We start from the raw sequence: 21,910 nt of genomic DNA on the forward strand, positions 1-21,910 counted from the left end.
TGTCCTTGGTGCTCGGTGTGCTCGACAGGGCTCGCAAAGAGGGGGACACCGTTTCCGGTGTCCCCCTCTCGGGCGGCTAGTCGCGCGCCGCTGTCAGGTGCTCGGCGTGTTCCTGGAGGGAACGGACGCCGACGTCGCCGTGGTTGAGGGCGTCGATGCCCTGGACGGCCGCGGCGAGCGCCTGGACCGTGGTCAGGCACGGTACGGAGCGGGAGACGGCCGCGGTGCGGATGTCGTAGCCGTCGAGGCGGCCGCCGGTGCCGTACGGCGTGTTGACGATGAGGTCGACCTCGCCGTCGTGGATGTGCTGGACGATCGTCTTCTCGCCGTTCGGGCCGGGGCCCTCGGACTGCTTGCGCACGACGATGGCGTTGATGCCGTTGCGCTTGAGGACCTCGGCGGTGCCGGAGGTGGCCATCAGCTCGAAGCCGTGGGCGACCAGCTCGCGGGCCGGGAAGATCATCGAGCGCTTGTCCCGGTTGGCGACCGAGATGAAGGCGCGGCCCTTGGTGGGCAGCGGGCCGTAGGCGCCGGCCTGCGACTTGGCGTACGCCGTGCCGAAGACCGAGTCGATGCCCATGACCTCACCGGTGGAGCGCATCTCCGGGCCGAGGACCGTGTCGACGCCCCGGCCGTGGATGTCGCGGAAGCGCGACCACGGCATCACGGCCTCCTTGACGGAGATCGGCGCGTCCAGCGGCAGCGTGCCGCCGTCACCGGTCTTCGGCAGCAGGCCCTCCTCGCGCAGCTCGGCGATGGTCGCGCCCAGCGAGATGCGGGCGGCGGCCTTGGCGAGCGGGACGGCGGTCGCCTTCGAGGTGAAGGGGACCGTGCGGGAGGCGCGCGGGTTGGCCTCCAGGACGTAGAGGATGTCGCCGGAGAGCGCGAACTGGATGTTGATCAGTCCGAGCACGCCGACGCCCTTGGCGATGCCCTCGGTGGAGGCGCGCAGCCGCTTGATGTCGAAGCCGCCGAGCGTGATCGGGGGCAGGGCGCAGGCCGAGTCGCCGGAGTGGATACCGGCTTCCTCGATGTGCTCCATGACGCCGCCGAGGTAGAGCTCGTGGCCGTCGTAGAGGGCGTCCACGTCGATCTCGATGGCGTCGTCGAGGAAGCGGTCGACCAGGACCGGCCGGGTGGGGCTGATCTCGGTGGACTCGGCGATGTACGAGGCGAGGCGCGTCTCGTCGTACACGATCTCCATGCCGCGCCCGCCGAGGACGTAGGACGGCCGTACGAGGACGGGGTAGCCGATCTCGTCGGCGATGGCCTTGGCCTCGCCGAAGGTGGTGGCGGTGCCGTGCTTGGGCGCGGGCAGTCCGGCCTCGGCAAGGACCCGGCCGAAGGCGCCGCGGTCCTCGGCGGCGTGGATCGCCTCCGGGGAGGTGCCGACGACGGGCACGCCGTTGTCCTTGAGCGCCTGCGAGAGGCCGAGCGGGGTCTGGCCGCCGAGCTGCACGACGACACCGGCGATCGGGCCCGCCAGCGATTCGGCGTGCACGATCTCCAGGACGTCCTCCAGGGTGAGCGGCTCGAAGTAGAGCCGGTCGGAGGTGTCGTAGTCGGTGGAGACGGTCTCCGGGTTGCAGTTGACCATGACGGTCTCGAAGCCCGCGTCGCTCAGGGCGAAGGAGGCGTGCACACAGGAGTAGTCGAACTCGATGCCCTGGCCGATGCGGTTGGGGCCCGAGCCGAGGATGATCACGGCCGGCTTGGTGCGGGTCGCGACCTCGCTCTCCTCGTCGTAGGAGGAGTAGAAGTACGGCGTCTTCGCGGCGAACTCGGCGGCGCAGGTGTCGACCGTCTTGTAGACCGGGCGGATGCCGAGCGCGTGCCGGACCTCGCGGACGACGTCCTCGCGCAGCCCGCGGATCTCGCCGATCTGGGCGTCGGAGAAGCCGTGCCGCTTGGCCTCAGCGATCAGGTCGGCGTCCAAGCGCTCGACGGAGGCCAGCTCGTCGGCGATCTCCTTGATCAGGAAGAGCTGGTCGACGAACCAGGGGTCGATCTTCGTGGCGTCGAAGACCTCCTCCTGGGTGGCTCCGGCACGGATCGCCTGCATGACGGTGTTGATACGGCCGTCGGTCGGGCGGACCGATTCGGCGAGCAGTTCGGCCTTGTCGCCGACCGGGCCGGTGAAGGCGAACTGCGAGCCCTTCTTCTCCAGCGAGCGCAGGGCCTTCTGGAGGGCCTCGGTGAAGTTCCGGCCGATGGCCATGGCCTCGCCCACCGACTTCATGGTGGTGGTGAGGGTGGCGTCGGCGGAGGGGAACTTCTCGAAGGCGAAGCGCGGGGCCTTGACGACGACGTAGTCGAGGGTCGGCTCGAAGGAGGCCGGGGTCTTCTCGGTGATGTCGTTGGGGATCTCGTCCAGGGTGTAGCCGACGGCCAGCTTGGCGGCGATCTTGGCGATCGGGAAGCCGGTGGCCTTGGAGGCGAGCGCCGAGGAGCGGGAGACGCGCGGGTTCATCTCGATGACGATGACCCGGCCGTCGGTGGGGTCGATGGCGAACTGGATGTTGCAGCCGCCGGTGTCGACGCCGACCTCGCGGATGATCGCGATACCGACGTCGCGCAGCCGCTGGTACTCGCGGTCGGTGAGCGTCATCGCGGGGGCGACGGTGATGGAGTCGCCGGTGTGGACGCCCATCGGGTCGAAGTTCTCGATGGAGCAGACGACCACGACGTTGTCGTTCCGGTCGCGCATCAGCTCCAGCTCGTACTCCTTCCAGCCGAGGATGGACTCCTCCAGGAGCACCTCGGTGGTCGGGGAGAGCGTGAGGCCCTGTCCGGCGATGCGGCGCAGCTCCTCCTCGTCGTGGGCGAAGCCGGAGCCGGCGCCGCCCATGGTGAAGGAGGGGCGGACGACGACGGGGTAGCCGCCGAGGGTGTCGACGCCGGCGAGGACGTCGTCCATGGAGTGGCAGATGACGGAGCGGGCGGACTCGCCGTAGCCGATCTTCTCCTTGACGGCTTCCACGACGCCCTTGAAGAGGTCGCGGTCCTCGCCCTTGTTGATCGCCTCGACGTTGGCGCCGATGAGCTCGACGCCGTACTTCTCCAGGACACCGTTCTCGTGCATGGAGATCGCGGTGTTCAGCGCGGTCTGGCCGCCGAGGGTGGGCAGGAGCGCGTCGGGGCGCTCCTTGGCGATGATCTTCTCGACGAACTCCGGGGTGATCGGCTCGACGTAGGTGGCGTCGGCGATCTCCGGGTCGGTCATGATCGTCGCCGGGTTGGAGTTCACCAGGATGACGCGCAGGCCCTCGGCCTTGAGGACGCGGCAGGCCTGGGTGCCGGAGTAGTCGAACTCGGCGGCCTGGCCGATGACGATCGGACCGGAGCCGATGACCAGGACGGACTGGATATCGGAGCGCTTAGGCACGCTGGCCCTCCATCAGGGAAACGAAGCGGTCGAAGAGGTACGCGGCGTCGTGCGGGCCGGCGGCCGCCTCGGGGTGGTACTGGACGCTGAACGCGGGCCGGTCCAGGAGCTGGAGCCCCTCGACGACCTGGTCGTTCAGGCAGACGTGGGAGACCTCGGCGCGGCCGAACTCGGTGTCGGACACCTTGTCGAGCGGGGCGTCGACGGCGAAGCCGTGGTTGTGCGCGGTGACCTCGACCTTGCCGGTGGTGCGGTCCTGCACCGGCTGGTTGATGCCGCGGTGGCCGTACTTCAGCTTGTAGGTGCCGAAGCCGAGCGCGCGGCCGAGGATCTGGTTGCCGAAGCAGATGCCGAAGAGCGGGGTGGAGCGCTCCAGGACGCCACGCATGAGGGCGACGGGGTGGTCGGCGGTGGACGGGTCGCCGGGGCCGTTGGAGAAGAAGACGCCGTCGGGCTGGACCGCGTACACCTCCTCCAGGGTGGCGGTGGCGGGCAGGACGTGCACCTCGATGCCGCGCTCGGCCATCCGGTGCGGGGTCATGCCCTTGATGCCGAGGTCGATCGCGGCGACGGTGAACTTCTTCGTGCCGATCGCGGGGACGACGTACGCCTCCTTCGTCGCCACTTCGGCGGAGAGGTCGGCGCCGGTCATCTCGGGGGCCTGGCGGACCCGGGCGAGGAGGGTGCCCTCGTCGGGGATCGCGTTTCCGGAGAAGATCCCGACGCGCATCGCGCCGCGCTCGCGCAGGTGGCGGGTGAGGGCGCGGGTGTCGACGCCGCTGATGCCGACGACGCCCTGGGCGGCCAGCTCCTCGTCCAGCGAGCGCTGCGAGCGCCAGTTGGAGGGCTTGCGGGCGGGGTCGCGGACGACGTAGCCGGAGACCCAGATGCGGCCGGACTCGGGGTCCTCGTCGTTCACACCGGTGTTGCCGACGTGCGGGGCCGTCATGACGACGACCTGGCGGTGGTACGAGGGGTCGGTCAGCGTTTCCTGGTAGCCGGTCATGCCGGTGGAGAACACCGCTTCGCCGAAGGTCTCCCCCACGGCCCCGTAGGCGCGGCCGCGGAAGGCGCGGCCGTCCTCCAGGACGAGTACGGCGGGGGTCTGTGCCCCCCGGGTGGAGAGGGTCATCGTGCGGTGCCTTCCGTCGTGGTGCTGGTGAGTTCGGTGGCGGCCGGGGCGTCGGCGAGCCGGTTGACGGCGTCGACCCAGGCCTGGTGCTCGGCGGCGCGGTCGGAGCGGAAGCCGGAGTCGATCAGCGTCCCGCCGTGCGCCCAGGTGATGATCAGCAGGCCGCCCTCGGGGAGGACCTTGCCGGCGAGCGCCTTGTCGAGGCGGGCCTCGCTCAGGGCGTCGGCCGGGATGAAGAAGTCGGCCGCCCCGGGGCGTACGACGTCCAGGCCGCGGGCGGTGAGCGTCAGCTCGGTGCGGCTGCGGGTGCCCAGCCCGTGCGCGACGATCCGGTCGAGCCAGTGGCCTGCGGTGGTGGAGGCGTGGTAGCGCCCCTCCAGCGTCAGCAGCGTCTCGTCGTCGGCGAAGCCCTCGGGGGTGGCCGGGAGCTCCGGCAGGTCAGACTGGAGGCTGGCGCGCCACTTCCAGCCCTGGCGCATCAGCCAGTAGACGAGGGCGATGAAGACGAACAGGCCGATCACCCAGGCGATGCGGGCGGCCCAGTCCGTCACTTCCGCCGACTTCTGCTCGGCGGCCAGGTGGTACAGGGGGGTCAGAGTTGTCACGCGAGCTTCCCGTCGACGACCGTGGCACGGCCCCGCAGGAAGGTGTGGGTGACACGGCCCGGCAGCTCACGGCCCTCGTAGGGGGTGTTGCGGCTGCGGGACGCGAAGCCCGCGGGGTCCACTGCTCCACGGTATGCCGGATCGACCAGCGTGAGGTTGGCGGGCTCACCCGCCGAGACGGGACGGCCGTGTCCTTCGAGCCGGCCGATGGCCGCGGGGCGGAACGACATGCGGTCGGCGACGCCCGCCCAGTCGATCAGACCGGTGTCCACCATCGTCTGCTGGACGACCGAGAGCGCGGTCTCCAGGCCCACCATGCCCATGGCGGCCGCGGCCCACTCGCAGTCCTTGTCCTCGTGCGGGTGCGGGGCGTGGTCGGTGGCGACGCAGTCGATCGTGCCGTCGGCCAGCGCCTCGCGCAGGGCCAGGACGTCGGCCTCGGTGCGCAGCGGCGGGTTCACCTTGTAGACCGGGTTGTAGGTGCGGACCAGCTCGTCGGTGAGGAGGAGGTGGTGCGGGGTGACCTCGGCGGTGACGTTCCAGCCCTTGGACTTGGCCCAGCGGACGATCTCGACGGAGCCGGCGGTGGAGAGGTGGCAGATGTGGACGCGGGAGCCGACGTGGGCGGCGAGGAGGACGTCGCGGGCGATGATCGACTCCTCGGCGACGGCGGGCCAGCCGCCGAGTCCCAGCTCGGCCGAGACGATGCCCTCGTTCATCTGGGCGCCCTCGGTGAGGCGGGGCTCCTGGGCGTGCTGGGCGACGACGCCGTCGAAGGCCTTCACGTACTCCAGGGCGCGGCGCATGATCACCGCGTCGTCGACGCACTTGCCGTCGTCGGAGAAGACCTTCACCCCGGCGGCCGAGTCGTGCATGGCGCCGAGCTCGGCGAGCTTCTTGCCCTCCAGGCCGACGGTGACGGCACCGACGGGCTGCACGTCGCAGTAGCCGGACTCCTTGCCGAGCCGCCAGACCTGCTCGACGACACCGGCGGTGTCGGCGACGGGGAAGGTGTTGGCCATGGCGTGCACGGCGGTGAAGCCGCCGACTGCCGCGGCCTTGGTGCCGGTGAGGACGGTCTCGGAGTCCTCGCGGCCGGGCTCGCGCAGATGGGTGTGCAGGTCGACCAGGCCGGGCAGCAGGATCTGCCCCTCGGCCTCGATCACGGTGGCGCCCTCGGCGTCGAGTCCGGTGCCCACCTCGGTGATGGTCTCGCCGTCGATCAGGACGTCCTGCGGCTCGCCGCCGAGGATCCGCGCACCGCGGATGATGATCTTGCTCATGGTTACTTGTTCTCCTCGGTACGGGCGGGGGCGGCGGACAGCGCGGTGTCGGAGCCGCCGAGCAGCAGGTAGAGCACGGCCATGCGGATGGAGACGCCGTTGGCGACCTGCTCGACGACCGTGCAGCGGTCGGAGTCGGCGACCTCGGCGGTGATCTCCATGCCGCGGACCATCGGGCCGGGATGCATGACGACGGCGTGTTCGGGCATCTTCGCCATCCGCTCGCCGTCCAGGCCGTAGCGGCGGGAGTATTCGCGCTCGGTCGGGAAATAGGCGGCGTTCATCCGTTCGCGCTGCACACGCAGCATCATCACCGCATCGGACTTCGCCAGCACGTCGTCGAGGCTGTAGCTGACGTCGCAGGGCCACTGCTCGACGCCCACGGGGACGAGGGTGGGCGGGGCCACCAGGGTGACGTGCGCGCCGAGCGTGGTGAGCAGGTGGACGTTGGAGCGGGCGACGCGGCTGTGCAGGATGTCGCCGACGACGGTGATGCGGCGGCCGTCCAGGTCCCGGCCGAGTCCGGCGTCGGGGCCGACGAGCCGGCGGCGCATCGTGAAGGCGTCCAGCAGGGCCTGGGTGGGGTGCTCGTGGGTGCCGTCCCCGGCGTTGACCACGGCCCCGTCGATCCAGCCGGAGGTGGCGAGCCGGTAGGGAGCGCCGGAGGCGCCGTGCCGGATGACGACGGCGTCGGCGCCCATCGCCTCCAGGGTGAGCGCGGTGTCCTTCAGGGACTCGCCCTTGGAGACGGAGGAGCCCTTGGCGGAGAAGTTGATGACGTCGGCGGACAGCCGCTTGGCGGCCGCCTCGAAGGAGATGCGGGTGCGGGTCGAGTCCTCGAAGAAGAGGTTGACGACGGTACGGCCGCGCAGGGTGGGGAGCTTCTTGATCGGCCGGTCCGCGACCCGGGCCATCTCCTCGGCGGTGTCGAGGATCAGGACGGCGTCGTCGCGGGTGAGGTCGGCGGCCGAGATGAGGTGACGCTTCATCTGGGGTTCTCCGGGTGGCTGGAGGGGGTTTCAGGCATGCGGGCGCGCAGAAGGGCGCCGTACGTCCCCTGAGAGGGCGTACGGGAGCGTTCCGGCTACTGCGCGTCCGCGGGGGCGGCCTGCTTGACGCCGAGCAGCACGGCGTCGCGGCCGTCCTCCTCGGCGAGCTGGACCTTGACCGTCTCCCGCAGCGACGTGGGGAGGTTCTTGCCGACGTAGTCCGCGCGGATGGGGAGTTCCCGGTGGCCGCGGTCGACGAGGACCGCGAGCTGCACCGCGCGGGGGCGGCCGATGTCGCCGAGCGCGTCGAGGGCGGCGCGGATCGTGCGGCCGGAGAAGAGCACGTCGTCGACCAGGACGACCAGGCTGCCCTCGATCCCCTCGCCGGGGATGTCGGTGCGGGCCAGGGCACGCGCCGGGCGCAGCCGCAGGTCGTCGCGGTACATGGTGATGTCGAGCGATCCGACCGGCGTCTTCCGGCCGGTGATCTCTTCGAGTTTGTCGGCGAGCCGACGGGCGAGGAACACGCCCCGGGTCGGGATGCCGAGCAGCACCACGTCGTCGGCGCCCTTGGCGCGTTCGACGATCTCGTGGGCGATACGGGTCAGCACACGGGCGATGTCGGGGGCCTCGAGAACGGGGCGCGCCGCATTGCCGGTGTCGCCGTGCTGTGCGTCCATAAGAAACGGACCTCCTTCTCCGCCTCACGGGACGGATCGTTAAAGGACGTCGAATTTGCGTCATCCACGCTACCAGGGCTTGCGCCCGGCCCTGGCCCCACCCCCCGGGAGGTGCCGGTCCGGACCATTCGGCTTGACGCATCCAAGTAACGCTGCGTAACCTCACAGTGAGTTACCAGCCACGCGGCGGAGCCGCACACTGTTCCAGCGTCCGGGGAGCCATATGTCCAGCGAATACGCAAAACAGCTCGGGGCCAAACTCCGTGCCATCCGCACCCAGCAGGGCCTCTCCCTCCACGGCGTGGAGGAGAAGTCCCAGGGCCGCTGGAAGGCCGTCGTGGTCGGTTCGTACGAGCGCGGCGACCGTGCCGTGACCGTGCAGCGCCTCGCCGAGCTGGCGGACTTCTACGGGGTCCCGGTGCAGGAACTGCTGCCCGGCACGACGCCGGGCGGGGCGGCCGAGCCGCCGCCGAAGCTCGTCCTGGACCTGGAGCGCCTCGCCCACGTCCCGCCGGAGAAGGCCGGTCCGCTGCAGCGCTACGCGGCGACCATCCAGAGCCAGCGCGGTGACTACAACGGCAAGGTGCTCTCGATCCGCCAGGACGACCTGCGCACGCTGGCCGTGATCTACGACCAGTCGCCGTCCGTGCTGACGGAGCAGCTCATCAGCTGGGGCGTGCTGGACGCGGACGCGCGCCGCGCGGTCTCCCACGACGAGAGCTGAGCGAGCGGGGCCGGGCCCCACAGCAGAAACGTGCCGCCGGGTGGGCGGGGACCTTCGGGTTCCCGCCCGCCCGGCGTTTGTGCGCCCGGTGTCGCCCCGGGTACACCGAAGGGCCCACAGCCGGTCGGCTGTGGGCCCTTCGTGGTGTGCGACCGAGCCGTCGCGACGGGGCTACTGCTCCCGGCGGAGGTTCGGCTTCAGGTCCTTGAAACGGGCCAGCAGGCCGTTCACGAAGGACGGGGAGTCATCGGTGGAGAACTCCTTGGCGAGCTGGACGGCCTCGTCGATCACCACGGCGTCCGGGGTCTCGTCCAGCCAGATCAGCTCGTACGCACCGAGCCGCAGGATGTTCCGGTCGACGACCGGCATGCGGTCGATCTCCCAGTCCACGGCGTAGGTGACGATGAGGTCGTCGATCCGGTCCGCGTACTGCGCGTACCCCTCGACGAGCTCCATCGTGAACTCACCGACCGGCGGCTGACGGTCGTCGGTCCGCGAGTGCCGTACCCAGTCCGCGAGAACGCTCTGCACGGACTCACCGCGCTGGTCGGCCTCGAAGAGGATCTGGAAGGCGCGCTTGCGGGCCTTGTTCCGGGCGGCCACGGTTAGCTGTTCACCCGGCCGAGGTAGTCGCCCGAGCGGGTGTCGACCTTGATCTTCTCGCCGGTGGTGATGAAGAGCGGCACGCCGATCTCGTAACCGGTCTCCAGCGTGGCGGGCTTGGTGCCGCCGGTGGAGCGGTCGCCCTGGACGCCCGGGTCGGTGTGCTGGATCGTCAGCTCGACGGCGGCGGGCAGCTCGACGTAGAGCACCTCGCCCTCGTACTGGGCGACGGAGGCGGTGAAGCCCTCGATCAGGAAGTTGGCGGCGTCGCCGACGGCCTTGCGGTCGACCATGAGCTGGTCGTACGTGTCCATGTCCATGAAGACGAAGTACTCGCCGTCCATGTACGAGAACTGCATGTCGCGGCGGTCAATGGTGGCCGTCTCGACCTTCACGCCGGCGTTGAACGTCTTGTCGACGACCTTCCCGGAGAGCACGTTCTTGAGCTTGGTGCGCACGAAGGCAGGGCCCTTGCCGGGCTTGACGTGCTGGAACTCGACGACGGACCAGAGCTGGCCTCCGTCGAGCTTGAGCACCATGCCGTTCTTGAGGTCGTTCGTGGAAGCCACGGTTGCGGAATCTCCTGGACTGAAGCTGGTGGAACGACCGAGGATCCGCGCTAGAGCGCGAGCAGCTCCTTGGTCGTCATGGTGAGTAGCTCGGGTCCGCCGTCCGCCTCGGGGCGCACGACGAGCGTGTCATCGATCCGGACACCGCCCCGGCCCGGGAGGTGGACCCCCGGTCCGACGGTGACCGGCACACAAGCGTCCAGTTTACCCATGGCTGTCGGTGCCAATTGCGGGTCCTCCTCGTTTTCGAGCCCCACACCGTGCCCGGTCACCGGCTGAAGGCCCTCTCCGTACCCCGCGGACTCCAGCGGATGCCGGGCCGCACGGTCCACGTCCCGGTAGGCGGCCCCGGGCGCCAGGGTCTCCCTGCCTGCCCGCTGAGCGGCGAAAACAAGGTCGTACAGCTCGATCTGCCACTCGGCGGGGGCGGTGCCGATGACGAAGGTGCGGCCGATCTCGCAGCGGTAGCCGTGGTAGCTCGCGCCGAGGCGGACGGAGAGGAAATCTCCCTCCTCCACCCTGCGGTCCGAGGGCCGGTGGCGTCCCTGGCCGGAGTTGGGTCCGGTGGCCACGGAGGTGACGAAGGCGGGGCCGTCCGCGCCGTGGTCGACGAGGCGGCGCTCCAGTTCCAGGGCGAGATGGCGTTCGGTGCGGCCGACCAGGATCGATTCGAGGAGTTCACCCAGGGCCTGGTCGGTGATCTCGGCGGCGATCCGGAGACAGCCGATCTCCTCCTCGTCCTTGACGATCCGATGCTGCTCCACCGTGAAGCCCAGGTCGGCCAGTTTCAGCCGCGGGGCGGACTTCCCCATGGCCCGGTGCCGGGCGACGGTCAGGTCGTGCTCCTCGACAGCGAGGGACTCGGCGCCCGACGCGGCGGCGAGACCCGCGGCGGCGACCACCGGGTCCTCGTCCGGGGCGGGCAGCAGGTCGATCCGCAGGGCCTCGTCGGGCCGCCCGTGGGCGCCTTCGCCGGCCGGGGCGCGGGGGCAGAGCAGAACGTCCTCGCCGGGGCCGAGCAGCAGCACGGCGCCGGGGGGCGCTCCGCCCGCGAGATAGCGGACGTTGGCGGGGCGGGAGACCAGGGCGGCCGCGGAACCCGCGGCGGCGCACCGGTCGCGGAGCAGCCCGCGTCGGACGGCGTGCACCTCAGACATGGTTCGAGCGTACGAGCGGGTGCGGTGGCCCGCCCGGCCAGCGCACCCACCCGGGGGCCCGTCGCTACCAGGCGGGCGGGCTCGCGATGGAGCGGGCGAGCACGTCGTCCAGGACGCGGGCGGTGGTCTCGACGTCGTACGTGGAGTTGTCGATGATCGGGAGGCCGGAGCCGTACCAGCCGGCCATCCGGCCGTGGATGCGGGCGACCTCCTCGTCGGAGAGCCGGCGGTTGCCGCTGCGCGCCGCGTTGCGCTCCAGGACGATCTCCAGGCCGGGCAGCAGGACCACGGGCAGCAGACCGGGGCCCACATGGCGCTTCCAGCCGCCGAGGCCGACGACCGGGCGGTCGGGGAAGACGGCGTCGTCGAGGATGCAGGAGATGCCGTTGGCGAGGAAGTTGCGGGCGGCGAAGCCGCAGGTGCGGCGGGCCAGGCGGTACTGGGCCTCGGAGTGGTCGTTCCAGCCGGCCTGCGGGTCGGCGAAGCCGGAGCGGACCCACTCGCGGACGTCGTCGAGGGAGACGTGGGCGGTGGGCACCCGGCGGCGGGCCGCCCAGAGCTTGGCGACGGTGGTCTTGCCCGCCCCGGCGGGGCCGATGAGCAGCACGGCGAGCGTCGCGCCGCCGGTGCCGGGCTCGGCGGGGGGTGCGGGCAGCGGCACGGGGCCGCCCGGGGGCAGCTGAACGTGTCCGGTGTGCCCGACGGCCTCCCTGGCGGGGGGCGTGGGGCCGGTGCCGCTCCATGCGGGGCCCGGGGCCTGGCCGGGTGCGGGCGGCGGCTGAGCGTGGCCGGGTGCGGGAGGGGCCTGGCCGGGAGCCGGGGGCTGCGGAACCTGGCCGGGAGCCGACGGGGGCGGGCCCTGGCCGGGAGGCGGCGCGGGCTGTGCCTGCCCGGGGCCCGGGGGCGGCGGGGATATCGGGGGCGGGCCGGGGTGGCCGGGGTGCTGGGCCTGGTACGGCCGGCCGACGTGCCCGCTACCGGGTCCGTGGGGCGGCAGCGGGGCCCCCACTGCGTGCTGCATCCGGTGCCACTCCGTCTCGTCACTGCAACTTGCGCTGCTGGGAGGGCTACCGTACCTTCCCGGGCCGTCTCGGGGTGAACGGCCCGGGAGGGTACGAAGTGCCCGTCGGCCGCGCGGCGGGACGGACAGGAACCGCGGGGTGTCAGTCCGTCAGTTCGTCGGCCAGGGCGCGCAGGGCGAGCCGGTAGGAGCCGATGCCGAACCCGGCCACCGTGCCCGTGGCCACCGCCGCGACCACGGAGGTGTGCCGGAACTCCTCGCGGGTGTACGGGTTGGAGATGTGCACCTCGATCAGCGGGGCGGTGCGCTGGGCGGCCGCGTCCCGCATGCCGTACGAGTAGTGCGTGAAGGCGCCCGGGTTGAGAACGACCGGAATCGATCCGTCCGCCGCCTCGTGGAGCCAGCGGATCAGCTCGCCCTCGTCGTTGGTCTCCCGTACGTCGACGTCGAAGCCGAGCTCCTTGCCGAGCGCGGTGCAGGTCTCGACGAGTCCGGCGTAGGAGGTGGCCCCGTAGACGTCGGGCTCGCGCGAGCCGAGCCGGCCGAGGTTGGGGCCGTTGAGGACGAGGACCCTGCGGGTCACGCGGAGACCTCCCCGTAGGCGGCGAGCAGCACGGCCGGGTCGGGGCCCTCCAGGACGGTGGGCTTGCCGATGCCGTCGAGGACGATGAAGCGCAGCAGGTCGCCGCGCGACTTCTTGTCGACCTTCATGTTCTCCAGCAGCTTGGGCCACTGGTCGCCGCGGTAGGTGAGCGGCAGGCCCACCGACTCCAGGATCGTGCGGTGCCGGTCGGCGGTGGCGTCGTCGAGGCGTCCGGCGAGCCGGCCCAGCTCGGCGGCGAAGACCATGCCGATGGAGACGGCCGCGCCGTGCCGCCACTTGTAGCGCTCGTTCTTCTCGATCGCGTGGCCCAGCGTGTGACCGTAGTTGAGGATCTCGCGGAGCCCGGACTCCTTGAGGTCGCTGGAGACGACCTCGGCCTTGACCCGGATGGAGCGCTCGATCAGCTCGGCGGTGTGCGGCCCGGAGGGCGTACGGGCGCCCTCGGGGTCGGCCTCGACCAGGTCGAGGATGACGGGGTCGGCGATGAACCCGGCCTTGATGATCTCGGCCATGCCGGAGACGTAGTCGTGGACCGGCAGCGACTCCAGGGCGGCGAGGTCGCAGAGGACCCCGGCGGGCGGGTGGAAGGCGCCCACGAGGTTCTTGCCCTCGGCGGTGTTGATGCCGGTCTTACCGCCGACCGCCGCGTCGACCATGCCGAGCACGGTGGTCGGGACGGCGATCCAGCGGACTCCGCGCAGCCAGCTGGCGGCGACGAATCCGGCGACGTCCGTGGTGGCGCCGCCGCCGATGCCGACGATGACGTCGGTGCGGGTGAAGCCGGTCTGGCCGAGCGCCTTCCAGCAGTAGGCGGCGACCTCGACGGTCTTGGCCTCCTCCGCGTTGGGCAGCTGGATGGCAATGGCCTCGTACCCCTGGGCGGCGAGGTCCTCGCGGACCGCCTCACCGGTCTCGGCGAGCGCCTCGGGGTGCAGGACGGCGACCCGCTTCGCGCGGTCGCCGATGAGCTGGGGCAGCTCGCCGAGGAGCTGGTGGCCGACGAGGACCTCGTACGGGTCGGAGCCCGCGGAGCCTGCGACCTGGATGCGGGTGGGGCCCTGCTGCGTCATGCCGGTGTTCTCCACGCCGGGGGCGGCTTCGCCCTCCGGCAGTTCCAGTGCGTCGATGATCGCCTGGGCGACCTCTTCGGGGGTGTTCTCGTCGGTCGCGACGACGGTACGGGCCACCTCTTCGTACAGGTGGCGGCGGGCGTCCATCAGCTCGCGCCACTGCCTGCGCGGGTTGACCGCGAGCAGAGGACGTGCGGCGCCGAGCCCGACGCGGCGGACGGCCTCGTCCACGTCCATGGAGAGGTAGACGACCGGCCGGCCGGCCAGCAGCTCCCTGGTCGCCCCGTCCAGGACGGCTCCGCCGCCGAGGGAGAGGACGCCCGGGTGCCCGGCGACGGCCGCGGCGACGGCGCGGCGCTCCAGGGCACGGAAGTGCTCCTCGCCCTCGTCGTAGAAGATCTCCGCGATCGGCTTGCCGGCCTCGGCGACGACGTCCGCGTCGGTGTCCCGGTAGGTGGTGCCGAGCCGGGCGGCGAGCAGTTCGCCGACGGTTGACTTGCCGACGCCCATCGGGCCGACGAGGACGACCAGGGGGCCGCTCATCGGATCTGGAGGTGGTCGAGGTACGACTGGACGTTGCGGCGGGTCTCGGCGACGCTGTCGCCGCCGAACTTCTCCGCGACCGCGTCGGCCAGGACCAGGGCGACCATCGCCTCCGCGACGATGCCCGCCGCCGGGACGGCGCAGACGTCGGAGCGCTGATGGTGGGCCTTGGTGGCCTCGCCGGTGGTGACGTCCACGGTGGCCAGGGCGCGCGGCACGGTCGCGATGGGCTTCATCGCGGCGCGGACGCGCAGCAGCTCACCGGTGGTGAGCCCGCCCTCGGTGCCGCCGGACCGCCCGGAGGTACGCCGGATGCCGTCCTCGGTGGCGACGATCTCGTCATGCGCCTTCGAGCCGGGGACCCGGGCCAGCTCGAAGCCGTCGCCGACCTCGACGCCCTTGATCGCCTGGATGCCCATGAGGGCCGCGGCGAGCCGGGCGTCCAGGCGCCGGTCCCAGTGCACGTGCGAGCCGAGCCCGACGGGCACGCCGTACGCGAGCACCTCGACGACGCCGCCGAGGGTGTCGCCGTCCTTGTGGGCCTGGTCGATCTCGGCCACCATCGCCTTGGACGCGTCGGCGTCCAGGCAGCGGACCGGGTCGGCGTCCAGCTTCTCCACGTCACCGGGGACCGGGACGACGCCGTACGGCGCCTTGGCCGCGGCCAGCTCGACGACGTGGCTGACGATCTCGATGCCCGCGGTCTCCTTGAGGTAGGAGCGGGCGACGGTCCCGAGGGCGACGCGGGCGGCGGTCTCCCGGGCGCTGGCGCGCTCCAGGACCGGCCGGGCCTCGTCGAAGCCGTACTTCTGCATTCCCGCGAGGTCGGCGTGGCCGGGCCGGGGCCGGGTCAGCGGGGCGTTGCGGGCGAGCTGGGCCAGCTCCTCGGGGTCGACCGGGTCGGCCGACATGACCTGCTCCCACTTGGGCCACTCGGTGTTGCCGACCATGACGGCGACCGGGGAGCCCATGGTGAGCCCGTGGCGTACGCCGCCGAGGAAGGTGACCTCGTCCTTCTCGAACTTCATCCGCGCGCCACGCCCGTAGCCGAGCCGTCGCCGGGCCAGCGCCTCCGCGACCATCTCCGTGGTGATCGGGACACCGGCGGGAAGACCCTCCAGCGTCGCCACCAGTGCGGGTCCGTGCGACTCCCCCGCGGTCAGCCAGCGCAACCTGCTCAACGGTGCTCCTCATGCTCGCGCCTGAACTCCAACGGCGCCACCGGGTGCGCGGCCCTGGCCCGCCACCCCCGATCCTCCCACGAACGGAGGCACGATCCGGTCGCCGGTCCAGCAGACGGACCGGCAACGCCCGCGGACGAGGCGATCAGCGGGAGGCGAGCGCGGCTTCCCCGGCATGCCGCATGGCGGCCAGCGGCGCCGGGATCCGGCCGGTCATCTGCTCGACCTGGAGCAGCGCCTGGTGGACAAGGAGGTCGAGTCCGCCGACGACCGCCCCGCCGTGCGCGGACCAGGCGGCGGCGAGCCGGGTGGGCCACGGCTCGTACAGCACGTCGAAGAGGATGCCGGGGGCCTCGGGCACGGAGCCGGTGAAGGCGTCCGTCGCGCCCGCCGGGGTGGTGGCGATGACCAGGGGTGCGCTCAGTGCCGCCGCCGCGTCCGCCCAGTCGGCGGTGATGACGTCGACCCCGAGCCGCTCTCCCCAGCCGCGCATCTCGGCGGCCCGCTCGGGGCTGCGCACGTATGCCGTGACCGGCCCGGCGCAGACCACTGCGAGCGCGGCCAGCGCGGAGGAGGCGGTGGCGCCGGCGCCGAGGACGGCGGCGGACTCCACCTTGTCGACGCCGCGTTCCCGCAGGGCGGCGACCATGCCGGGGATGTCGGTGTTGTCGCCGACCCGGCGGCCGTCCTCGGTGAACACGACCGTGTTGACGGCCTCCACGGAGGCGGCCGTCGCGCTGACCTCGTCCAGCAGCGGGATGATCGCCCGCTTGAGCGGCATCGTCAGGGACAGCCCCGCCCAGGAGGCGTCAAGACCCTCGACGAACCCGGGCAGCGCCGCCTCGTCGACCTCGAACCGGTCGTAGGACCAGTCCGCCAGGCCCAGTTCGGCGTACGCGGCGCGGTGCAGGACCGGGGAGAGGGAGTGGGCGATGGGCGAGCCGAGGACGGCGGCCCGGCGTGGCGCGCTCACTGGCCGGCCTTCTCGTCCTCGTACTCCCGCCGGTTCTTCTCGTGCTCCTCGTTGGTCTCGGCGAAGACGGTCTTGTCCTCGTTGATCGAGACGAAGTAGTACCAAGGGCCCGGTGTGGGATTCATGGCCGAATGCAGGGCGTCCGCACCCGGGTTGCTGATCGGGCCGGACGGCAGGCCGATGATCTTGTACGTGTTGTACGGGTCGTCGATCTTCCGCAGATCGTCGACAGCACCGACGTCCAGCGTGCTCTGGCCCTTGATGTAGTTGACCGTGGAGTCGAATTCCAGCCGCCCGACGGTCTCCATGTTGCCCGGCTTGAGCCGGTTGTAGACGACCCTCGCGACCTTGTCGAAGTCGTGCTTGTACTTGCCCTCGACCTGCACGAGGCTCGCGACGGTGATGAGCTCCCACGGGGTCTTCAGGCCGAGCTTCTTCGCGCTGGCCTCCAGGTCGAGCTTGCCGTACTCCTTGTTCGCCCGCGCGACCATCCGCTTCAACGCGTCCTCGGGCTTGGACCCCTTGGCGACCGGATAGGCGGCCGGATAGAGGAATCCTTCCAGCGGGTCCTTCACGTCCGGGTTGTCATCGGCCCAGTCGGGCAGTCCGAGGCTCTCCGCCTTGGTCTTGGCGATGTCGGCCGTGGTGCCCTCTTTCAGCTTGAGCCGCGTGTCGATCATCTCGTAGACCTTCGCGTTACGCGTCCCTTCAGGGATCACGAACGCGTTCTGGCTCTTCGGATCGAGCATCAGCGTGACCGCGCTGGCCGCCGACATCTCCTTGTTGAGGAGATAGACCCCGGCCTGGATCAACTTGCCCTTCGGGTTGTCGTTCTGCGCCGCGACGAACGCGTCGGAGGACTTGATGACGCCCTGCTTGCGCAGGATGTTCGCGATGTCGTACCCGAACGCGCCCTCGGGGATCTCGACCTCGACCTGCTCGCCGGTGCCCGACCCGGTGTAGTCGGCCGGTGCGCCGAACTGCTTCTTCCAGAAGGTGTAACCGACGTAGCTGACGCCGCCCAGGCCGCCGATGAGGACAACGGAGACCACCAGACAGGCGACACCGCTGCGGCTCTTCTTCTTCCCCTTGCCGCCCCGGCGCTCGTTGCCCCCGCGGTCCCGGCGCGAGGAGCGCGATCCGTCGTCGTCCGGGTCATCGTCGTCGTCGCGGGGCTCACCGTCGTCCGGGTCGTCCGCGCCGGTGAAGAAGGGGTGCGTCTCCTCCTGCGGCTGGTCCGGGTCCCAGTCCGTCGGTCCCTGCTGCTGGGCCTGCTGGTGCTGCGGCGGCTGCTGGGGCTGCTGTTCGGGCGCGGCCTCGCGGCGGCCCGGGGGCTGCGGCGGAGGGTAGGCCTCCGGCGTGCCGTAGTAGTCCTGGCCCGTGTCGTACGCGCCGGGGTGCTGCGCGTACGGGTCCTGGGGCCCGGCCCCGTACGGCATGGCGGCCTGCTGGCCGGTGTCCCAGCCGCCGTTGTACTGCGGCTGGGCACCCGACTGCTGCGCGTACGGGTCCTGGGACATGCCGTACTGCTGCTGAGGCTGGTGGTTCGGCTGCTGCTGGCCGTACTGCTGATGCTGGTCGTACGGCTGCTGCTGGTGCGCCTGGCCCTGGTACTGCTGGTACTGCTGATGGTTCTGGTGCTGCTGGGCGTACGGGTCCTGCGGATAGGACTGCTGCTGGTCGCCGTACTGGCCCTGGCCGTGGGCGGCCTGGTGGCCTCCCCATCCCTGGTCCCCGTACAGGGGATCCTCGGGATGCCACGGTTCGGAGCCGGGACCCCGGCCATACTCAGTCATCGATCCCCTAGAGCCGCGAGACGACGTTCCGTCTCTTCGCTTCGCTGTGCGGTTTGTTCGAACACCGCCGCATCGCGCGGAACGTTACCGTATCGCGATCAGACAACCACTTCGACGCCCTCGCCCGGGGGATTGCCTGACGCCCGTTCGGACTCCAGAGCGTTCTGAAGGATCACCACAGCGGCAGCCTGGTCGATGACAGATCGGCCCTTCTTGGACTTCACGCCCGAGGCGCGCATGCCCTGGGCCGCCGTCACTGTGGTCATCCTCTCGTCCACCAGTCGCACCGGAACGGGCGCGATCGAACGGGCGAACACCTGGGCGAAGTCGCGGACCTTGGCTGCCGCCGGACCCTCGCCGCCGCCGAGGGAGCGCGGCAGACCGAGGATGACCTCGATCGGCTCGTACTCCTCGACGATCTGGCGGAGCCGCCGGTGGGCGGCCGGGACATCGCGTCCCGGCACGGTCTCCACCGGCGTGGCCAGGATCCCGTCGGGGTCGCACGAGGCGACCCCGATCCGGGCGTCCCCGACGTCGACGGCCAGCCGTCGGCCTCGGCGCATCTGCGTCATCCCGCTCGTCACGCCGTCTCGGAGACGAGGCGTTCGACCGCGGCGACGGCGTCGCCGATGGCGGCCGGGTTCGTGCCGCCGCCCTGGGCGACGTCCGGCTTGCCGCCGCCACCGCCGCCGAGGGTCTTCGCGGCCGTACGCACGAGGTCACCGGCCTTGAGACCGCGCTCGCGGGCGGCTTCGTTGGTGGCGATCACCGTGAGCGGGCGGCCGTTGGCCGTGGTGAACAGGGCCACGACGGCTGCTCGGCCCCCCTGGATGCGGCCGCGCACGTCCAGGACCAGCTTGCGCAGGTCGTCGGCGGAGGTGCCGTCGGGGACCTGGCCGGTGACCAGGGCGACGCCGCGGACGTCCTTGGCGGACTCGACGAGCCCGGCGGCGGCCGCGAGGACCTTCTCCGCGCGGAACTTCTCGATCTCCTTCTCGGCGTCCTTCAGCTTGCCGAGCATGCCCGCGATCTTCTCGGGGAGCTCCTCGGCGCGGCCCTTGACCAGCTCCTGGAGCTGGGCGACGACCGTGTGCTCCTTGGCGAGGAAGTTGTACGCGTCCACGCCGACCAGGGCCTCGATGCGGCGCACGCCGGATCCGATGGAGGACTCGCCGAGCAGCTTCACCAGACCCAGCTGGGCGGTGTTGCCGACGTGGGTGCCGCCGCACAGCTCCTTGGAGAAGTCGCCGATGGTGACGACGCGGACCCGCTCGCCGTACTTCTCGCCGAACTCGGCGATGGCGCCCTGCTTCTTGGCCTCGTCGATCGACATGACCTCGGCCTGGACGTCGAGTTCGCGCGAAAGAACCTCGTTGATCCGCTGCTCCACGTCGGTGAGGACCGTACCGGGGACGGCGGCGGGCGAACCGAAGTCGAAGCGGAAGCGGCCCGGGGAGTTCTCGGAGCCGGCCTGGGCGGCCGTCGGGCCGAGCGCGTCGCGCAGCGCCTGGTGCGTGAGGTGCGTGGCGCTGTGGGCGCGGGCGATGGCCCGGCGGCGGGTGGCGTCGATGGAGGCGAAGACCGGGGCTCCGACGGTCACCTCGCCGACCTGGACGACGCCCTTGTGGACGTGGACGCCGGGGACCGGCTTCTGGACGTCGCGGACCTCGATCACGGCACCCGTGTCGAGCCGGATACGGCCGGTGTCGGCGAGCTGGCCGCCGCCCTCGGCGTAGAAGGGGGTGCGGTCGAGGACGACCTCGACCTCGTCGCCCTCGGTGGCGGCGGGTGAGGGCACACCGTCGACCAGCAGGCCGACGATCGTGGACTCGCCGGCCAGGCTGGCGTAACCGGTGAACTCGGTGGCGCCGGCGGTGTCGGCGACCTCGCGGTAGGCGGAGAGGTCGGCGTGACCGGTCTTCTTGGCGCGGGCGTCGGCCTTGGCCTTGTCGCGCTGTTCCTGCATGAGGCGGCGGAAGCCGTCCTCGTCCACGGAGAGCCCCTGCTCGGCGGCCATCTCCAGGGTGAGGTCGATCGGGAAGCCCCAGGTGTCGTGGAGCAGGAACGCCTTGTCCCCGGCGAGGACCCGGCCACCGGCGGCCTTGGTCTCGGTGACGGCGGTCTCCAGGATGTTGGTGCCGCCCTTGAGGGCCTTGAGGAAGGCGGCCTCCTCGGCGAGCGCGACCGTCTCGATGCGCTTGCGGTCGGTGATCAGCTCCGGGTACTGCTGCCCCATCGTGTCGATCACGACGTCGATAAGGTCCTTGACGACCGTGCCGGTGGCGCCCAGGAGGCGCATGTTGCGGATGGCGCGGCGCATGATGCGGCGCAGCACGTAGCCGCGGCCCTCGTTGCCGGGGGTGACGCCGTCGCCGATGAGCATCACCGACGTACGGATGTGGTCGGCGACGACGCGGAGCGAGACGTCCGTGCCGTTCTCGGCGCCGTAGCGGACGCCGGTCAGCTCGGTGGCCTTGTCCATGACGACGCGCAGGGTGTCGGTCTCGTACATGTTCTGTACGCCCTGGAGGATCATCGCCAGGCGTTCGAGGCCGAGACCGGTGTCGATGTTCTTGGACGGCAGGTCCCCGAGGATCGGGAAGTCCTCCTTGCCGTCGCCCGCGCCGCGCTCGTACTGCATGAAGACCAGGTTCCAGATCTCCACGTACCGCTCGTCGTTGACGGCCGGGCCGCCCTCGACGCCGAACTCGGGGCCGCGGTCGTAGTTGATCTCCGAGCAGGGGCCGCAGGGTCCGGGGACGCCCATGGACCAGAAGTTGTCCTTCTTGCCCAGGCGCTGGATTCGCTCGGCCGGGACGCCGATCTTGTCGCGCCAGATGGCCTCGGCCTCGTCGTCGTCGAGGTAGACGGTGATCCAGAGCTTCTCGGGGTCGAGGCCGTAGCCGCCGTCCTCGACGGAGTTGGTCAGGGCCTCCCAGGCGAGCTGGATGGCCCCTTCCTTGAAGTAGTCCCCGAAGGAGAAGTTGCCGCACATCTGGAAGAACGTGCCGTGGCGCGTGGTCTTGCCGACCTCTTCGATGTCCGGGGTACGCACGCACTTCTGCACGCTGGTGACGCGCGGGGCGGGCGGCTTGACCTCGCCGAGGAAGTACGGCTTGAAGGGGACCATGCCCGCGGGGACCAGCAGCAGAGTCGGGTCGTCCGCGATGAGCGACGCCGAAGGCACGGCAGTGTGACCGCGCTCCTCGAAGAAGCTCAGCCAGCGGCGGCGAATTTCAGCCGACTCCATCAGTGGTCCTCATTCCGGTTGTTCGATTTGTAGGGAAGCGTGCGGTACGTGTTCGGGTGCGCCGCGGCTTCGGGCGCTTCGACGGCGTAGTGCCGCTGTACGGGAAGGTCCTCGACCGGGGCCTCCAGGCCGAGGGCGCCGCCCAGTTCGGCTTCGCGCCGGACCATGCCCTCGCGTACGTCGAGGGCGAAGTCCTTGAGCTTGTGACCGGTCTCGATCGCCTTGTCCGCGGCCTGGGCCGCGAGGCTCTCGGGGGTCAGCTGCTTGAGCTTGCGGTTGACCTTGGTGGTGGCCCACACACCGGCGGCTGCGCCGGCGGTGAACCAGAACGTGCGGCGGAACATC

19 protein-coding genes are annotated in these 21,910 nt (G+C 71.1%); 1 reads left to right on the forward strand and 18 read right to left on the reverse strand.

All coding sequences use genetic code 11. The features are described from left to right. Positions 1 to 76: 76 nt before the first annotated feature. The 6 genes from carB to pyrR all read right to left on the reverse strand — a co-directional run bounded on the left by carB (position 77) and on the right by pyrR (position 8,074). Positions 77 to 3,385: a carbamoyl-phosphate synthase large subunit gene (gene carB / locus IE140_RS19660; RefSeq protein WP_150195336.1), complete on the reverse strand. Its 3,309-nt coding sequence runs from the start codon at positions 3,383 to 3,385 to the stop codon at positions 77 to 79. Then, complete coding sequence (gene carA / locus IE140_RS19665) at positions 3,378 to 4,517, reverse strand: glutamine-hydrolyzing carbamoyl-phosphate synthase small subunit (protein ID WP_150195334.1); 1,140 nt, start codon at positions 4,515 to 4,517, stop codon at positions 3,378 to 3,380. The genes carB and carA overlap by 8 nt, the downstream gene beginning before the upstream one ends. Beyond that, on the reverse strand, positions 4,514 to 5,122 hold the full coding sequence (locus tag IE140_RS19670; protein ID WP_150195329.1) for a PH-like domain-containing protein: 609 nt from the start codon (positions 5,120 to 5,122) through the stop codon (positions 4,514 to 4,516). The genes carA and IE140_RS19670 overlap by 4 nt, the downstream gene beginning before the upstream one ends. Then, positions 5,119 to 6,405: a dihydroorotase gene (locus IE140_RS19675; RefSeq protein ID WP_093439673.1), complete on the reverse strand. Its 1,287-nt coding sequence runs from the start codon at positions 6,403 to 6,405 to the stop codon at positions 5,119 to 5,121. Before IE140_RS19675 ends, IE140_RS19670 begins: the two co-directional genes overlap by 4 nt. A gap of 2 nt (positions 6,406 to 6,407) precedes the next feature. Further along, the gene (locus IE140_RS19680; RefSeq protein ID WP_150195327.1) at positions 6,408 to 7,394 is read right to left on the reverse strand and encodes an aspartate carbamoyltransferase catalytic subunit; all 987 of its coding nucleotides are present in this window, start codon (positions 7,392 to 7,394) and stop codon (positions 6,408 to 6,410) included. A 95-nt stretch (positions 7,395 to 7,489) separates the two neighbouring features. Beyond that, positions 7,490 to 8,074, reverse strand: a complete 585-nt coding sequence (pyrR, locus tag IE140_RS19685; RefSeq protein WP_150195324.1) for a bifunctional pyr operon transcriptional regulator/uracil phosphoribosyltransferase PyrR — start codon at positions 8,072 to 8,074, stop codon at positions 7,490 to 7,492. Positions 8,075 to 8,297: 223 nt separating this feature from the next. On the opposite strand from pyrR, the gene bldD reads away from it, so the two are divergent. After that, a complete protein-coding gene (gene bldD, locus IE140_RS19690) occupies positions 8,298 to 8,798 on the forward strand; it encodes a transcriptional regulator BldD (RefSeq protein ID WP_006123181.1) in 501 nt (166 codons plus the stop codon). 171 nt (positions 8,799 to 8,969) lie between these two features. On the opposite strand, the gene nusB is transcribed toward bldD, so the two are convergent. From nusB to IE140_RS19750, 12 genes are all read right to left on the reverse strand, one after another. Continuing rightward, entirely contained in the window at positions 8,970 to 9,401 is a 432-nt protein-coding gene (gene nusB, locus IE140_RS19695) for a transcription antitermination factor NusB (RefSeq protein WP_032768166.1), read from the reverse strand. A gap of 2 nt (positions 9,402 to 9,403) precedes the next feature. Next, on the reverse strand, positions 9,404 to 9,970 hold the full coding sequence (efp, locus tag IE140_RS19700) for an elongation factor P (protein ID WP_006123185.1): 567 nt from the start codon (positions 9,968 to 9,970) through the stop codon (positions 9,404 to 9,406). Positions 9,971 to 10,020: 50 nt separating this feature from the next. Next, positions 10,021 to 11,127, reverse strand: coding sequence for a M24 family metallopeptidase (locus IE140_RS19705; protein WP_109177911.1), 1,107 nt, complete (start codon positions 11,125 to 11,127; stop codon positions 10,021 to 10,023). Positions 11,128 to 11,191: 64 nt separating this feature from the next. Further along, positions 11,192 to 12,148 (reverse strand): AAA family ATPase, encoded by a 957-nt coding sequence (locus tag IE140_RS19710; RefSeq protein WP_189460583.1) that lies wholly within the window; start codon positions 12,146 to 12,148, stop codon positions 11,192 to 11,194. 142 nt (positions 12,149 to 12,290) lie between these two features. Further along, positions 12,291 to 12,731, reverse strand: a complete 441-nt coding sequence (gene aroQ, locus IE140_RS19715) for a type II 3-dehydroquinate dehydratase (RefSeq protein ID WP_030712607.1) — start codon at positions 12,729 to 12,731, stop codon at positions 12,291 to 12,293. Next, positions 12,728 to 14,365, reverse strand: coding sequence for a 3-dehydroquinate synthase (aroB, locus tag IE140_RS19720; RefSeq protein ID WP_150195807.1), 1,638 nt, complete (start codon positions 14,363 to 14,365; stop codon positions 12,728 to 12,730). Before aroB ends, aroQ begins: the two co-directional genes overlap by 4 nt. After that, positions 14,362 to 15,546 carry a chorismate synthase gene (gene aroC / locus IE140_RS19725; RefSeq protein WP_093809274.1) on the reverse strand — a complete coding sequence of 395 codons (1,185 nt, stop codon included), beginning with the start codon at positions 15,544 to 15,546 and terminating at the stop codon, positions 14,362 to 14,364. Before aroC ends, aroB begins: the two co-directional genes overlap by 4 nt. Before the next feature lie 145 nt (positions 15,547 to 15,691). Then, positions 15,692 to 16,519, reverse strand: coding sequence for a shikimate dehydrogenase (locus IE140_RS19730; RefSeq protein WP_093438701.1), 828 nt, complete (start codon positions 16,517 to 16,519; stop codon positions 15,692 to 15,694). Continuing rightward, positions 16,516 to 18,315 carry an endolytic transglycosylase MltG gene (mltG, locus tag IE140_RS19735; protein WP_150195809.1) on the reverse strand — a complete coding sequence of 600 codons (1,800 nt, stop codon included), beginning with the start codon at positions 18,313 to 18,315 and terminating at the stop codon, positions 16,516 to 16,518. Before mltG ends, IE140_RS19730 begins: the two co-directional genes overlap by 4 nt. A gap of 98 nt (positions 18,316 to 18,413) precedes the next feature. Then, entirely contained in the window at positions 18,414 to 18,887 is a 474-nt protein-coding gene (gene ruvX, locus IE140_RS19740; RefSeq protein WP_006123196.1) for a Holliday junction resolvase RuvX, read from the reverse strand. Between the two features lie 8 nt (positions 18,888 to 18,895). Further along, on the reverse strand, positions 18,896 to 21,565 hold the full coding sequence (gene alaS, locus IE140_RS19745) for an alanine--tRNA ligase (RefSeq protein ID WP_093438706.1): 2,670 nt from the start codon (positions 21,563 to 21,565) through the stop codon (positions 18,896 to 18,898). Then, positions 21,565 to 21,909: a DUF6167 family protein gene (locus IE140_RS19750; protein ID WP_150195811.1), complete on the reverse strand. Its 345-nt coding sequence runs from the start codon at positions 21,907 to 21,909 to the stop codon at positions 21,565 to 21,567. Before IE140_RS19750 ends, alaS begins: the two co-directional genes overlap by 1 nt. Between the last annotated feature and the right edge of the window lies 1 nt (position 21,910).

Source organism: Streptomyces parvus, assembly GCF_014648875.1.
Classification (GTDB): Bacteria; Actinomycetota; Actinomycetes; order Streptomycetales; family Streptomycetaceae; genus Streptomyces; species Streptomyces parvus.